The following is a 13,629-nucleotide window of genomic DNA, read 5'->3' on the forward strand; positions in this document are numbered from 1 at the left end:
TGGCTGTCGCCCGCTGGCCGCTTTGACCTGCGTCAGTGCGCCGCATTGCGCAACCTGCCCTTTTTTCCCGAAGGAATCCTGCGATGAAGCCGCCCCGTTCGAGCCGCCGCCTGCTGTGGCAGATGTATCCGGCCTTTCTCAGTCTGACCGTGCTGGCCGTGGCCCTGGGGGTCTGGTATGTGACGGCGGTGCTCAAGGAACACCAGCTGCAGGATCATGTGGTTTCCCTGCGGGCGCGCGCCGCCCTGGTGGTGCTGCAGGTGGAGGATCAGCTGCGGCGTGGCGATCTCACCGGTATTCAGCAGCTGTGCCGCCGGGCTGGCGAGCGGACCGATACGCGCCTGACGGTCATGGCCGCTGGTGGCGAGGTGCTTGGCGATAGCCAGGAAGAGCCGCAGCGCATGGAAAATCACGCCGAGCGGCCGGAGATGCGTGCCGCCCTGGCCGGCGAACAGGGCATGACAACGCGTTACAGCCGCACCCTGCAGCAGCAGATGATGTACCTGGCCCTGCCGGTGGCGCAGGATGGTCAGGTGGTGGCGGTGGTGCGTGCCGCCATGGCCATCGACGCCATTGAGGAGCGAGTGACCGAGCTGCGCCGGCGCGTCGTGGCCGGCGGGCTGGTGATTTCGCTGCTGATGGCGCTGCTGTGCCTGTGGCTGTCACGCCGGATCAGCCGGCCGCTGGAGCGGATCCGGCGCGAGGCCCAGCGTTATGCCGAAGGCGCCCTGCAGCAGCGGCTGCGGGTGTCCGGTTCCAGCGAGATCGTCGATCTGGCGCAGACCCTCAATAGCATGGCGCACCAGCTGGGCGAGCGCATCGCCACCATCGAAAAACAGCGCCATGAGCTGGAAGCGGTGCTGTCCAGTATGGTGGAGGGCGTTATCGCGGTGGATTCGCAGCAGAACCTGCTGCGCATCAACCGGGCGGCAGCGCGCCTGCTTGGAGTCGATGCCGAAGCGGCCAGCGGCCGCAACGCCGCCGAGGTGGTGCGCAAGGCCGAACTGCTGGCCGCTCTGCGCCAGACCCTCGACCGGGACAGCACCCTGGAGAAGGATGTGCTGCTGTTTTCCGACGGCGAAGAGCTGTGCCTGCAACTGCACGGCACCCAGCTGCGGGCTCAGGAGGGTCAGGTCATAGGTGCCCTGCTGGTGCTCAACGACATGACCCGCCTGCGCCGGCTGGAAACCCTGCGGCGCGATTTTGTCGCCAATGTGTCGCACGAACTCAAAACCCCCATCACCGCCATCAAGGGCTTTGTCGAAACCCTGCAGGATGGTGCCCTTGACCGGCGCGAGGAGGCCGAACGCTTTTTGCAGATTATCGAGCGGCAGGTCGAGCGCCTGTCGATCATTATCGAGGATCTGATGAGCCTGTCGCGCATTGAGCAGGGCGAGGAACGCCACAGCTTCGTGCTGGAGGTGGCACCGGTGGCGCCGGTGGTGGCCGAGGCCATCAACGATTGCGTTCTGCAGGCCAGTCAGCACGATATCCGGATCGACCGGCAGTGCGACGGTGACTGGCGTGTTGCCATCAACGCGCCCCTGCTGGAGCAGGCGCTGACCAATCTGCTTGACAATGCCATCAAGTACAGCAGCACCGGCGGCTGCATCCGGGTGTCCTGTCGGGCCGAGCAGAACGAGCTGGTCATTGCCGTACAGGACGAGGGCTGCGGGATTGAGGCCGAGCATCTGCCGCGGCTGTTCGAGCGTTTCTACCGGGTCGACAAGGCCCGCAGCCGCAAGGCCGGCGGCAGCGGTCTGGGCCTGGCCATCGTCAAGCACATTGTCCAGATTCATCGCGGCCAGATTCAGGTCAGCAGTCTGCCGGGGCAGGGCAGCACCTTCAGTATCCGCTTGCCACTGGCCTGACCCGGCCGATCCGATCACCAGCAACGCCTCAGTAACAGGAGGTTGAAAAAGTCCCGTCCGGGGCTTTTTCAACGACGCAAGCCGAAAATGTGATTTTCGTCTTGCTCACACCCACGCCAGCACCCTTTTTGCGGTGCTGGCGTTTTTTTAGCTGGTTCCTCATGTGCCGCTAACAGAACCGTAACAGGCTGGCGGCACAGTAGGTCGTGATGAGGGGCAGAGGTTTGGTCGGCGCGTGGGCGGCGGTCAAAAAATGGCCTTTGCCGATGGGCACGACGATCAAGGAGAAGAATGTTCATGAAACTGGCAGGGAAAAAACTCTGGAGCAAAAGCATTGCCGGCCTGATGCTGCTGGCGGGAACCGCGGCCCTGACAAGTCCGCTGCAGGCCGCCAATCTTGAGGTGGACGCCAAGCTGCCTGGCTACGAGCGCGTCCAGGGCGTCGGTGGCAATCTCAACAGCATCGGCTCCGACACCCTCAACAACCTGATGACCTACTGGGCCGAGTCGTTCCGCGCCAAGTATCCCAACGTCAACATCCAGATCGAAGGCAAGGGCTCCAGCACCGCGCCGCCGGCCCTGATCGAGGGCACGGCCCAGCTTGGTCCCATGTCGCGGCCGATGAAATCGAGCGAGATCGAGCAGTTTGAGGCCCGTCACGGCTTTAAGCCCACCGCCATCGGTGTGGCGCTTGATTCCCTGGGCGTGTTTGTCAACAAGGACAACCCCATCGAGTCGCTGTCGCTGCAGCAGGTCGATGCCATCTTTTCGCGTAACCGCATCGGCGGTGCCAAGGAAGACCTGCTGACCTGGGGTCAGCTGGGCCTTGGCGGCAAGTTTGCCGATCTGCCGATCAGCATGTATGGTCGCAACTCGGCTTCCGGCACCTACGGCTTCTTCAAGGAAAATGCCCTGTTCAAGGGGGATTACAAGGATACTGTGAAGGAGCAGCCGGGTTCGGCCTCGGTGGTGCAGTCGGTGACCGAGGATCTTGGCGCCATTGGTTACTCGGGTATTGGCTACAAGACCTCGGGTGTCAAGGCCATTGCCCTGGCCCAGAAGGATGGCGCCACCGCCTATGCGCCGACCTATGAAAACGTGCTCAATGGCAGCTATCCGCTGGGCCGCATGCTCTACCTTTACGTCGCCAAGAAGCCGGGCGAGCCGCTGCCGCTGCTGACCGCCGAATTCATCAAGTTCGTGCTGTCGAAGGAAGGTCAGCAGATCGTGGTGAAGGATGGTTATCTGCCGCTGCCGGCCGATGTGGCCGCCAAGCAGCAGGCACTGCTCAACTAGGGGCCCGGCCCCCGGGTGTTCCGCGCGAACACCCCGCTGTCCGACAGGTCCAGCCCGCGTGGCTGGACCTGTTTGTCTGACAGCCCGGTCCGGTTGGCCGGCTGTCGCGTTTTTCAGGCGGTGAGGCATGGACAAGAACATCCTGCGCAAGATAAGGCGCAACGACCGCATCGCGGCGCTGACCATTCGCTCAGGCGGTATGCTGGTGATTGCCAGCGTGGTGCTGATTCTGCTGCTGATCGGGCGTGAGGCCCTGCCGCTGTTTTCCCAGCCGCGGGCCACCGAGCTGTCGGCTGTGCGGCCTCAGACATTGGCGCCCGTGCTGGCCGCCGGCGTCGATGAGTATGTCGCGCTGGCCTATGTCATTGATGGCGCCGGCCACTTCAGCCTCCACGACCTGACCGACGGCAGCCTGCGTGAGCAGCTGACGGCCAACGGCCAGGACGCGCAGGATGTGGTGCGGCGGGTGCAGCCGCTGGTCGCCGAGCGTGAGCATGGCTATCTGCTGCAGTGGCAGTCGGGCCTGGTGACCCTGGAACAGCTGGGGTTCAGCCAGCACCATGACGCGCAGGCCCGGCGTCAGACCCGTGTGCGGCTGACGACCCTGGCGCGATTCGAGGCGCCGGCCGATCCTGCGGTTGCTGGCCCGTTGGCGGCGGCCAACAGTGAAAGCGGTGCGGTGCTGGCTCGGCTGGAGGCTAACGGTGACCTGCTGGTGGACCAGCAGCTGCGCCAGCGCAGTCTGCTGGGCGAGGAACGGCTGCAGCAGGTGGCGCACCGTCTCGCCCAGGTTCATCCCGACCGGCTCAGCTGTCTGGCTCTCGACCGCCAGGGCGCGCTGCTCTATGCCGGCACCGAACGGGGTGCGTTGCTGCGCTGGCGCCTGCAGGGCGAGCAGCCGCCGCAACTGCTCGACAAGATTCAGGCCTTTGCCGATGGCCGCGCCATCACGGCGCTGGCCCTGCTGCAGGGCGATACCGCGCTGGCGGTGGGCGACGCCAGCGGCCAGGTCAGCGTCTGGTTTGCGGTGCCGTCGGAGGAACAGGGTCAGCGGCATCTGGGCCATGTGCGCGATCTGTCGCGGCATGACGGCCCGGTTCGCCAGCTGGTGCCGTCGCCGCGCGACCGCACCCTGCTGAGTCTTGATGATCGCGGGGTAATGCACCTGGATTATTCGACCAGCGAGCGGCATCTGCTGTCATTGCAGGCGGGCATGCCGCTGGTGCAGGCCCAGCTGGCACCGCGTGGCAACGCCCTGCTGGCCTTGCAGGCCGATGGCCGGGTGCGCCTGTGGCAGCTGGACAATCCGCATCCGCAGGCCAGTCTCAAAGCGCTTTTCGGCCGGGTCTGGTACGAAAACTACAGCGAGCCGGCCTGGGTCTGGCAGTCGTCGGCTGCCAGTGACGATTTCGAGGAAAAGCTGAGCCTGACACCGCTGATTTTCGGCACCTTCAAGGGCACCTTCTACGCCATGATCTTCGCCGTGCCGCTGGCCTTGCTGGGGGCGCTTTACACCAGCCAGTTCGGCAGCCACCGACTGCGCGAGCTGATCAAGCCGTCGGTCGAGATCATGGCGGCGGTGCCGTCGGTCATCATCGGTTTTCTGGCCGCGCTCTGGTTCGCGCCCCTGCTGGAACGCCAGTTTGTCGGCTTTGTGCTGGCGGTGCTGCTGATGCCGCTGTTTTTCGTGCTGTTGCTGCTGGCCTGGCAGGGGCTGCGGCGCCAGCACTGGGCGCGCCATGTCGAGCGCGGTCACGAATTTCTGGTGCTGGCGCCCTTGCTGGTGCTGGCGGTGGCGGTGGCCCTGCAACTGGGACCGCTGCTGGAAGGCTGGCTGTTTGGCGGCAACTTCAAGCAGTGGCTGTTCGAACAGGCCGGACTGCGGTACGACGCCCGCAACAGCATTGTGATCTCCTTCGCGCTGGGTTTCGCGGTGATCCCGATCATCTTCACCATGGCGGAGGATTCCCTGTCGAATGTGCCGACCAGTCTGCGGGCCGCCTCGCTGGCCCTGGGCGCCAGCCGCTGGCAGACCGTCTGGCGAGTGGTGCTGCCCTCGGCCAGTCCGGGCATCTTTGCTGCGGTGATGATCGGTCTGGGCCGGGCCGTCGGCGAGACCATGATTGTGCTGATGGCCACCGGTAACACGCCGATCATGGATCTGAGTCTGTTCAACGGCATGCGGCCGCTGTCGGCCAACATTGCCGTCGAGATTCCCGAGGCGCCTCACGGCGGCACCCTCTACCGGGTGCTGTTTCTCTCGGCGGTGTTGCTGTTCCTGCTGACCTTTGTTCTCAACACCGTCGCCGAGCTGGTGCGCCAGCGGCTGCGGCGGCGCTATGGCCGCTTCTGATGGTGCTGCTCGACGCGATTCCCATCGCAGGTAACGAGGTGTTATGAAACAGTTTATCGCACGGGGCGAGCCGCAGGTGTGGCTGACGGCAGCGGCCCTGACCACCACACTGCTGATCGGCCTGACCCTGATCGGGGTGATTCTGGTCAATGGCCTGGGCACCTTCTGGCCCAAGCGGTTGACCCAGCTGGAGCTGGCCGATGGCGCGGCCGTGCTCGGCGAGGTGCTGCAGCGCGAGCCGGTGCTGGCTGGCGATGCCGAGCGGCTGCAGCTGAAGATTGGCAACCGCGATCTCTATGGCCTGGATTTTCGCTGGATCGACGAGCGTCAGGTGGTCGGCCAGTCACGGCCTGAGACCGCCGTTACGGTTGAGCGGCTGGAATACGGCAACTTCTATGGCTATCTGCAGCAGGTGGAGACGCCGCAGCAGCGTTTCGGCAGCGCGGGCACGACGCGGGATGCGGCTGAACTGGCCCAGCTGTGGCCGGTTCTGCAGAATGCCCGGCGCCAGGTCGAACAGTTGCAGCAGCAGCTCGATGCGGTGACCGCGCGGGTGACCGCCACCAGCCGTACCCTGGAGCAGCTGCAGCGCCGCCAGCGCCAGCTCGACTATCAGGCCGTGGCCGAAACCGATCCGCGCCGGCGCCAGCTCAGCGAGCGGATGGAGGCCGTGCGCGAACAGTTTCGTCAGGTGGCGGCCGAACAGCGTGACCGGCGCTCGCAGCTGGCCGGCTATGTCGCCCGTTTCACCGATGCCAATGGTCGGCCGGCGACCATCGAGCTGGCCCATATCGTGCGGTGCTATCAGCCCAATGGGCTCAATCTGTTCGAGCGGGCCGGGGTCTATCTGTCGAAGCTGTGGGAGCTGTTCAGCGGTGAACCGCGTGAATCCAACACCGAAGGGGGACTGTTCCCGGCCATCTTCGGCACCGTGCTGCTGATCTTCGTCATGAGCCTGTTCTCGTTCCCGCTGGGGGTGATTGCCGCCATCTATCTGCGCGAGTATGCCCGTGACGGCCTGACGGTGCGGCTGGTGCGTATCGCCGTCAACAATCTGGCCGGGATTCCTTCCATTGTTTATGGCATCTTCGGCCTGGGTTTTTTTGTCTATGGCGTGGGCGGCAGCATCGATGCGCTGTTTTTTCCCGAGGCCCTGCCGACACCGACCTTTGGTACCGGCGGTCTGCTGTGGGCCAGTCTGACCCTGGCGCTGCTGACCGTGCCGGTGGTGATCGTTACCACCGAAGAGGCCCTTGGCGCCATTCCGGCGGGTATCCGCGAGGGCTCGCTGGCGCTGGGATCAACCCGCTTTCAGACCCTGACCCGCATCCTGCTGCCGATGGCCTCGCCCGGCATCATGACCGGGCTGATCCTGTCCATGGCGCGCGCCGCCGGCGAGGTGGCGCCGCTGATGATCACCGGCGTGGTCAAGCTGGCGCCGGCGCTGCCGCTGGACGGCCAGTTTCCCTTTTTTCACCTTGAGCGCAAGTTCATGCACCTGGGCTTTCATATCTATGACATTGGTTTTCAGTCGCCCAATGTCGAGGCGGCCCGGCCGATGGTGTTTGTCACCACGCTGCTGCTGGTGCTGATTGTGCTGCTGATGAGCGGGCTGGCCATCCGGCTGCGCAACCGGATGAAGAAGAAATACACATTCGGCACCTTTTAGGCGTGCCGCGGGAGGAGTGCATGACGGCAACCGATCCGCTGAGCGATATCATCATCGATGTCGCCCACCTCAATTTCTATTACGGCAATTCCCAGGCGCTGTTCGACCTGAACCTGACCTTTCCGCGTCGCCAGGTGACGGCGCTGATCGGACCGTCGGGCTGTGGCAAGTCGACCTTTCTGCGCTGTCTCAACCGCATGAACGATCTGGTGGACGTGGCCCGCATGGAGGGCAGCATCCGCCTTGATGGCACCGAGATCAACTCCGGCGAGCTCGATGTCATCGAATTGCGCCGCCGGGTGGGCATGGTGTTCCAGAAGTCGAACCCCTTTCCCAAGTCGATCTACGAAAACGTGATCTACGGCCTGCGCATTGCCGGCATCAACGACAAGCATGTGCTCGATGAAACCGTCGAACGCAGCCTGAGGGGCGCGGCCCTGTGGGACGAGGTCAAGGACCGCCTGCACGAATCGGCTCTCGGCATGTCGGGCGGCCAGATGCAGCGGCTCTGTATCGCCCGCGCCATCGCCGTCAATCCCGAGGTGATCCTGATGGACGAACCCTGCAGCGCTCTTGATCCCAAGTCGACGGCGCGGGTGGAGGATCTGATCAAGGAGTTGCGCGACCAGTTCACCATCATCATCGTCACCCACAACATGCAGCAGGCGGCGCGGGTGTCGGATTACACGGCTTTTTTGTTCGAGGGCCTGCTGATCGAGTTCGACAAGACCAGCAAGCTGTTCGTCAAGCCGCGCCACCAGCAGACCGAGGACTATATCACCGGCCGTTTCGGCTAGAAACGCCACGGCGCTGTCCCGAACCGGCAGGGCGGCACGGCGGGCGAGTGGCCGGCAGAAAGGAGCGCAAGGCTTATGGCAGTACATCTGCAACAGGAATTGGCGGCCCTCAAGCGTCAGATCCTTACCCAGAGCGCGCTGGTGGAGGATAGCGTGCAGCGCGCCATCCAGGCGCTGGAGCGGGGCGATATCGATCTGGCCAATGCCGTGGTGGCGCAGGATAAACAGGTCAATCTGAGCGAGGTCGAGCTGGAGGAAAACTGCCTGAAGGTGCTGGCGCTGCACCAGCCGGTGGCCACCGATCTGCGCTTTATCGTCTCGATCATCAAGATCAACAGCGATCTGGAGCGCATGGCCGACGTGGCGGTCAACATTGCCCGGCGGACACTGGCCTTTGCCGAGGATAAACGGGTTGAGCCGCCCTTCGATTGCCCGACCATGGGCCGCAAGGTGCTGCACATGCTCAAGGAGAGTCTGGAGGCGCTGGTCAATCTCAATGCCGAGCGGGCGCGGGCGGTGATCCGGGCCGATGACGCCATTGATGTCATGCACCGCCAGACCTACAGCCAGGTCAAGCAGTGCATCCTGCAGGACAACAGCCTGCTGCAGCCGATGCTGTTGTGGCTGGCGGTTTCACGCCATCTGGAGCGGATCGCCGATCTGTCGGTGCATATCGCTGAAGACGTGGTTTATCTGGTTGACGGTGTTATCGTGCGCCATCGCAGCGGCGGCTAGCAGGCTGTTGAAAAACAGCCTGTGGCGCCCATGGATGGGCGACTAAAATCAATCATTGCTCTGCAATGGATTGATTGTGTGAGCAAGACGAAAAAGCGCCTTTTCGGCGTGCGTCGTTGAAAAAGCCCCGTCCGGGGCTTTTTCAACATCTTGCTAAGACGGCGCCCTCAGCGGTCTGGCGGCGCGCCCCTGGCCGGGGCGCCCTCGGCGGCCACGGCGATTTATCCGATTGACAAGGCCTGGCAAAGCATGTAGACAAAGGGGCATTCGGGCAGCCCGCAACGCCGGCTGCCCACCCTGTTCGAACGCGCCATCCCCGAATCATCCCCCGTTGGCCCCGTAGGATTTACATCCCGCACAGACCCTGACCCCTATCCCCAGCAAGCCCGTTGCCTCGGTGCGTTCTATCGCCGGCCGGTGGCGGTGCCCGCGCCCGAGACCATGAAAAAATCCGACAGCAAGACCGCCAAGGCCGCCATACTGGACGACGACAATGCGTCCATGCACCTGAAAGACCTCAAGGCCAAGAAGATCACCGAACTGACGGAGATCGGCAACGACCTGAAGATCGAGGGCGTCGCCGGCATGCGCAAGCAGGACATCATCTTCGCCATTCTCAGCGCCACCGCGGCCCAGAAAGGCGCAATCTTCGGCGAAGGCGTGCTGGAGATTCTGCCCGACGGCTTCGGCTTTCTGCGCGCGCCCGATGCCAACTATCTGCCGGGGCCGGACGATATCTATGTCTCGCCGTCGCAAATCCGCCGCTTCAACCTGCGCACCGGTGACACCATCTCCGGCCAGATCCGTCCACCCAAGGAGGGCGAGCGTTATTTCGCCCTGCTCAAGGTGTCGGAGATCAACTTTGAAGATCCCGCCGTGGCCCGGCGCAAGACCCTGTTCGACAATCTCACGCCGCTGCATCCGCAGCAGTGGCTCAAGCTTGAAACCACCAATGACAACATCGCCATGCGCGTTATCGATCTGGTCTCGCCCATCGGCAAGGGCCAGCGTGGCCTGATTGTCGCGCCGCCGCGCACCGGCAAGACGGTGCTGCTGCAGAACCTGGCCAATTCCATTTCCACCAACCACCCCGAAGCCTATCTCATCGTCCTGCTGATCGACGAGCGGCCTGAGGAGGTGACCGACATGCAGCGCCATGTGCAGGGCGAGGTGGTGTCGTCAACCTTCGACGAGCCGGCCACCCGTCACGTGCAGGTGGCCGAGATGGTGATCCAGAAGGCCAAGCGGCTGGTCGAGCACAAGCGCGACGTGGTGATTCTGCTCGATTCCATCACCCGGCTGGCGCGCGCCTACAACACCGTGGTGCCGCCGTCCGGCAAGATTCTCTCCGGTGGTGTCGATTCCAATGCCCTGCACAAGCCCAAGCGCTTTTTCGGCGCGGCGCGCAACGTGGAGGAGGGCGGCAGCCTGACCATCATCGCCACTGCCCTGATCGATACCGGCAGCAAGATGGACGAGGTGATCTTCGAGGAGTTCAAGGGCACCGGCAACATGGAACTGGTGCTGGACCGCCGGCTGGTGGACAAGCGCACCTTCCCGGCCATCGATATCAACAAGTCGGGCACCCGGCGCGAGGAGCTGCTGCAGGATTCCACCACCCTGCAGCGCATGTGGCTGCTGCGCAAGGTGCTCAGCACCATGAATGTGGTCGACAGCATGGAGTTTCTGCGCGAGAAGCTGCTGGAAACGGACAACAACCAGGAGTTTCTCGACTCGATGAACCAGTAGGGCAAAAAACCGCTTGCCAGCGGCCCATTCGACCCTGTACTATCGCAAGTCCTTTTCCCCGCTGGGGAAGTTTCCACGCCTCATCAGCCTGTACAGAAGCCAGGCGCCAAGGAGATCATGCCATGAAAGAAGGTATCCATCCCAAATACGACGCCGTTACCGTCAAGTGCCACTGCGGTAACAGCTTCGAGACCCGTTCCACCAAGACCGGCGAGCTGGTCACCGAGATCTGCTCGGCCTGTCATCCGTTCTACACCGGCACCCAGAAGCTGCTGGATACCGCCGGCCGCATCGAGCGCTTCCGCAAGCGTTACGCCAAGGGCGACAAGTAACCCTCTGTCCGCCCGGGATCGTGCTGTCGTTCAGCCGCAGGAGCCTGTGATGGCTCCTGCGGCTGTTTCACGTTCAAAAATCCCCGCTTTTCTCCGGAACTGACCATGCAGGTACAACTGCTCAGCCATACGCCCGAGCCGGAAAAACTCGTCGCTGCCGCGGCGCGGTTGTGCTACAGCGCCAGCGGTATCGCCAGTCTGCTGGCGGCCGACACTGCCGATGCCGCCCGGCTGATTCGCAAGGTGCTCGCCCTCGGTCATTTTTCCGTTCTGGAACATGTCAGTTTCAGTTTTGCCGTTGAGGACATCAGCCGCGCCTGCTCCCATCAGCTGGTGCGTCACCGGCTGGCCTCCTATTCGCAGCAGAGTCAGCGCTATGTGGCATTCAAGGACGAACTGGCCGTTGTCGAGCCGCCCAGCCTGCGTGAGCGGCCCGAGTTGCTGGCGCGTTACCGCCAGACCCTGGCGGATGTGCAGCAGCTCTACCGCGACCTGCTCTCGGCCGGCATCCCGGCCGAGGATGCCCGCTTTGTGCTGCCCAACGCGGCGCCAACGCGGCTGGTAATGACGATGAACGCCCGCGAGTTGCATCATTTTTTCAGTCTGCGCTGTTGCCGCCGGGCGCAGTGGGAGATCCGCGCCCTGGCCATTGCCATGCTGCAAGCTTGCCGGGAGGCTGCGCCGCTGCTGTTTGAAACCGCCGGGCCCGGCTGCCTGCGCGGGCCCTGCCCCGAAGGGGCCTTCTGCTGCGGTGCGGCCGAACAGGTGCGGACCGAACTGGCCGCGCCACCGAACCCGCCCGCCCGATCCTGAACCGAGCTGGGGAGATGCATGTTTGACAAGCTTGAGGCGGTGGTGGACCGCTTCCATGAAATTGAAGGGTTGTTGTCCGATCCGGCCGTGCTGGCCGACCAGGAGCGCTTTCGCGCCCTGACGCGCGAGCATGCCGAACTGGCCGAACTGGTGGCGACCTACACCCGCTACTGCCGGCTGCGGCAGCAGCGGGCCGACAACGAGGAGCTGCTGCGCGATGGCGATGCCGATCTGCGTGAGCTGGCCCGCGCCGAACTGGCCGAGCTGGAAAGCCAGCAACAGGAGCAGGAGCAGTTGTTGCGCCAGCTGATGCTGCCGCGTGATCCCAATGATGGCAAGAACATCGTGCTGGAGATCCGCGCCGGCACCGGTGGTGACGAGGCGGCCCTGTTTGCCGCCGATCTGTTTCGCGCCTACTGCCGCTATGCCGACCGCCAGCGCTGGAAGGTGGAAATTCTCAGCGCCTCGGAGGCCGGTGTCGGGGGCTTCAAGGAGGTCATTGCCGTGGTCAGCGGCCAGAACGTCTACTCGCGGCTGAAGTACGAAAGCGGTACCCACCGGGTGCAGCGCGTGCCCGAAACCGAGGCCCAGGGCCGTATCCACACCTCCGCCTGTACCGTGGCGGTGTTGCCCGAGGCCGAGGAGGTTGATCTGGAGATCGACCCGGCCGATCTGCGGGTCGATCTCTACCGCGCCTCCGGCAGCGGTGGCCAGCACGTCAACAAGACCGAATCGGCGGTGCGTATCACCCATATCCCGACCGGGGTGGTGGTGGCCTGCCAGGAGGAAAAGTCGCAGCACAAGAACAAGGCCAAGGCCATGAAGGTGCTGCGTTCGCGCATTCTCGACGCCATGCAGGCGCAGCAGACCGCCCAGATGGCCGCCGACCGCAAAAGCCAGGTGGGCAGCGGCGACCGCAGCGAGCGCATCCGCACCTACAATTTTCCGCAGGGCCGCTGCACCGATCATCGCATCGGCCTGACGCTGTATCGTCTCGAAGCTATCATGCAAGGCGATCTGGACGAGATCATTGATGCCCTGACCACCCACTACCAGGCCGAGCAGATGGCCCGGCAGGAGGGCTGATGCAGCAGGGCTGGACGGTGCTGGGCCTGCTGCGCTGGCTTACCGATTACTTCGGCGACAAGGGCATCAGCGCCGCGCGGCACGATGCCGAATGTCTGCTGGGCGCTGCTCTGGCCAAGGATCGTGTCGGTCTTTACCTGTGTTACGACCAGCCGTTGCAGGCTGACGAACTCGATCGCATCCGGCCGCTGGTGAAGCGGCGGGCTGCCCGCGAACCCTTGCAGTATATCCTGGGCGAGACCGAGTTCTGGTCGCTGCCGTTGCAGGTCTCACCGGCGGTGCTGATTCCGCGCGCCGACACCGAGGTGCTGGTGGAAGAGGCGCTGGCCCGTCTGCAGGAGCAGCCCGGCCCCGTTCTTGATATCGGTACCGGCAGTGGCGCCATTGCCATTGCCGTGGCCCACGCCAGCGGCCAAGAGGTCGAGGCCCTTGATGTCAGTGAGGCGGCGCTCGAGCTGGCCCGGGCCAATGTCGCGCGCAACCATCTGACCGAGCGGGTGCGTCTGCGGCGTGGCGACCTGTATCGGCTCGACGGCGGCCCCTACCGGCTGCTGCTGGCCAATCCGCCCTATATCGCCCGGATCGAGCTCGATGGTCTGATGCCCGAGGTGGCCGCGCACGAACCCCGCCTGGCCCTCGACGGCGGCCCCGATGGCCTTGATGCCTATCGTGCGCTGGCGGCCCAAGCACCGCAACGACTCGTTGCCGGCGGCTGGCTGCTGCTCGAGGTGGGCGACGGTCAGGCCGAGGCCGTGGCCGCCCTGCTGGCGGCGGCCGGCCTGAACCGGATTTATCAGCGGCGCGACTACGGTGGTCTGGTGCGCGTGGTCGGCGGTTGCCGTTCTTGATCTGGCGGTTGCAAAACCGCCTGTAGCGCCCAGGGCTGGGCGTCGTTGAAAAAACCCGGCCGGGGTTTTTTTCAGCCTTC

The 13,629-nt window shown here is 64.1% G+C and carries 11 protein-coding genes; all 11 read left to right on the top strand.

The features are described from left to right. Nucleotides 1-83: 83 nt before the first annotated feature. Nucleotides 84-1,871 carry a HAMP domain-containing sensor histidine kinase gene (locus tag BLR80_RS00250; protein WP_092075214.1) on the top strand — a complete coding sequence of 596 codons (1,788 nt, stop codon included), beginning with the start codon at nucleotides 84-86 and terminating at the stop codon, nucleotides 1,869-1,871. 291 nt (nucleotides 1,872-2,162) lie between these two features. After that, on the top strand, nucleotides 2,163-3,167 hold the full coding sequence (locus tag BLR80_RS00255; RefSeq protein ID WP_281241560.1) for a PstS family phosphate ABC transporter substrate-binding protein: 1,005 nt from the start codon (nucleotides 2,163-2,165) through the stop codon (nucleotides 3,165-3,167). 127 nt (nucleotides 3,168-3,294) lie between these two features. Further along, a complete protein-coding gene (locus BLR80_RS00260; RefSeq protein ID WP_092075215.1) occupies nucleotides 3,295-5,520 on the top strand; it encodes an ABC transporter permease subunit in 2,226 nt (741 codons plus the stop codon). A gap of 43 nt (nucleotides 5,521-5,563) precedes the next feature. Continuing rightward, nucleotides 5,564-7,189: a phosphate ABC transporter permease PstA gene (pstA, locus tag BLR80_RS00265; RefSeq protein WP_092075216.1), complete on the top strand. Its 1,626-nt coding sequence runs from the start codon at nucleotides 5,564-5,566 to the stop codon at nucleotides 7,187-7,189. 20 nt (nucleotides 7,190-7,209) lie between these two features. Then, a complete protein-coding gene (pstB, locus tag BLR80_RS00270) occupies nucleotides 7,210-7,986 on the top strand; it encodes a phosphate ABC transporter ATP-binding protein PstB (protein WP_092075217.1) in 777 nt (258 codons plus the stop codon). Nucleotides 7,987-8,061: 75 nt separating this feature from the next. Further along, a complete protein-coding gene (gene phoU / locus BLR80_RS00275) occupies nucleotides 8,062-8,721 on the top strand; it encodes a phosphate signaling complex protein PhoU (RefSeq protein WP_092075218.1) in 660 nt (219 codons plus the stop codon). A 501-nt stretch (nucleotides 8,722-9,222) separates the two neighbouring features. Beyond that, nucleotides 9,223-10,470: a transcription termination factor Rho gene (gene rho, locus BLR80_RS00280; RefSeq protein WP_092075831.1), complete on the top strand. Its 1,248-nt coding sequence runs from the start codon at nucleotides 9,223-9,225 to the stop codon at nucleotides 10,468-10,470. Between the two features lie 122 nt (nucleotides 10,471-10,592). Then, a complete protein-coding gene (rpmE, locus tag BLR80_RS00285) occupies nucleotides 10,593-10,802 on the top strand; it encodes a 50S ribosomal protein L31 (RefSeq protein WP_092075219.1) in 210 nt (69 codons plus the stop codon). Nucleotides 10,803-10,907: 105 nt separating this feature from the next. After that, complete coding sequence (gene thyX, locus BLR80_RS00290) at nucleotides 10,908-11,615, top strand: FAD-dependent thymidylate synthase (RefSeq protein WP_092075220.1); 708 nt, start codon at nucleotides 10,908-10,910, stop codon at nucleotides 11,613-11,615. Nucleotides 11,616-11,633: 18 nt separating this feature from the next. Further along, the gene (gene prfA / locus BLR80_RS00295) at nucleotides 11,634-12,701 is read left to right on the top strand and encodes a peptide chain release factor 1 (RefSeq protein ID WP_092075221.1); all 1,068 of its coding nucleotides are present in this window, start codon (nucleotides 11,634-11,636) and stop codon (nucleotides 12,699-12,701) included. Next, complete coding sequence (prmC, locus tag BLR80_RS00300; RefSeq protein ID WP_092075222.1) at nucleotides 12,701-13,549, top strand: peptide chain release factor N(5)-glutamine methyltransferase; 849 nt, start codon at nucleotides 12,701-12,703, stop codon at nucleotides 13,547-13,549. Before prfA ends, prmC begins: the two co-directional genes overlap by 1 nt. Nucleotides 13,550-13,629 lie beyond the last annotated feature (80 nt).

Source organism: Desulfuromonas thiophila (assembly GCF_900101955.1).
GTDB lineage: Bacteria > Desulfobacterota > Desulfuromonadia > Desulfuromonadales > Desulfuromonadaceae > Pseudodesulfuromonas > Pseudodesulfuromonas thiophila.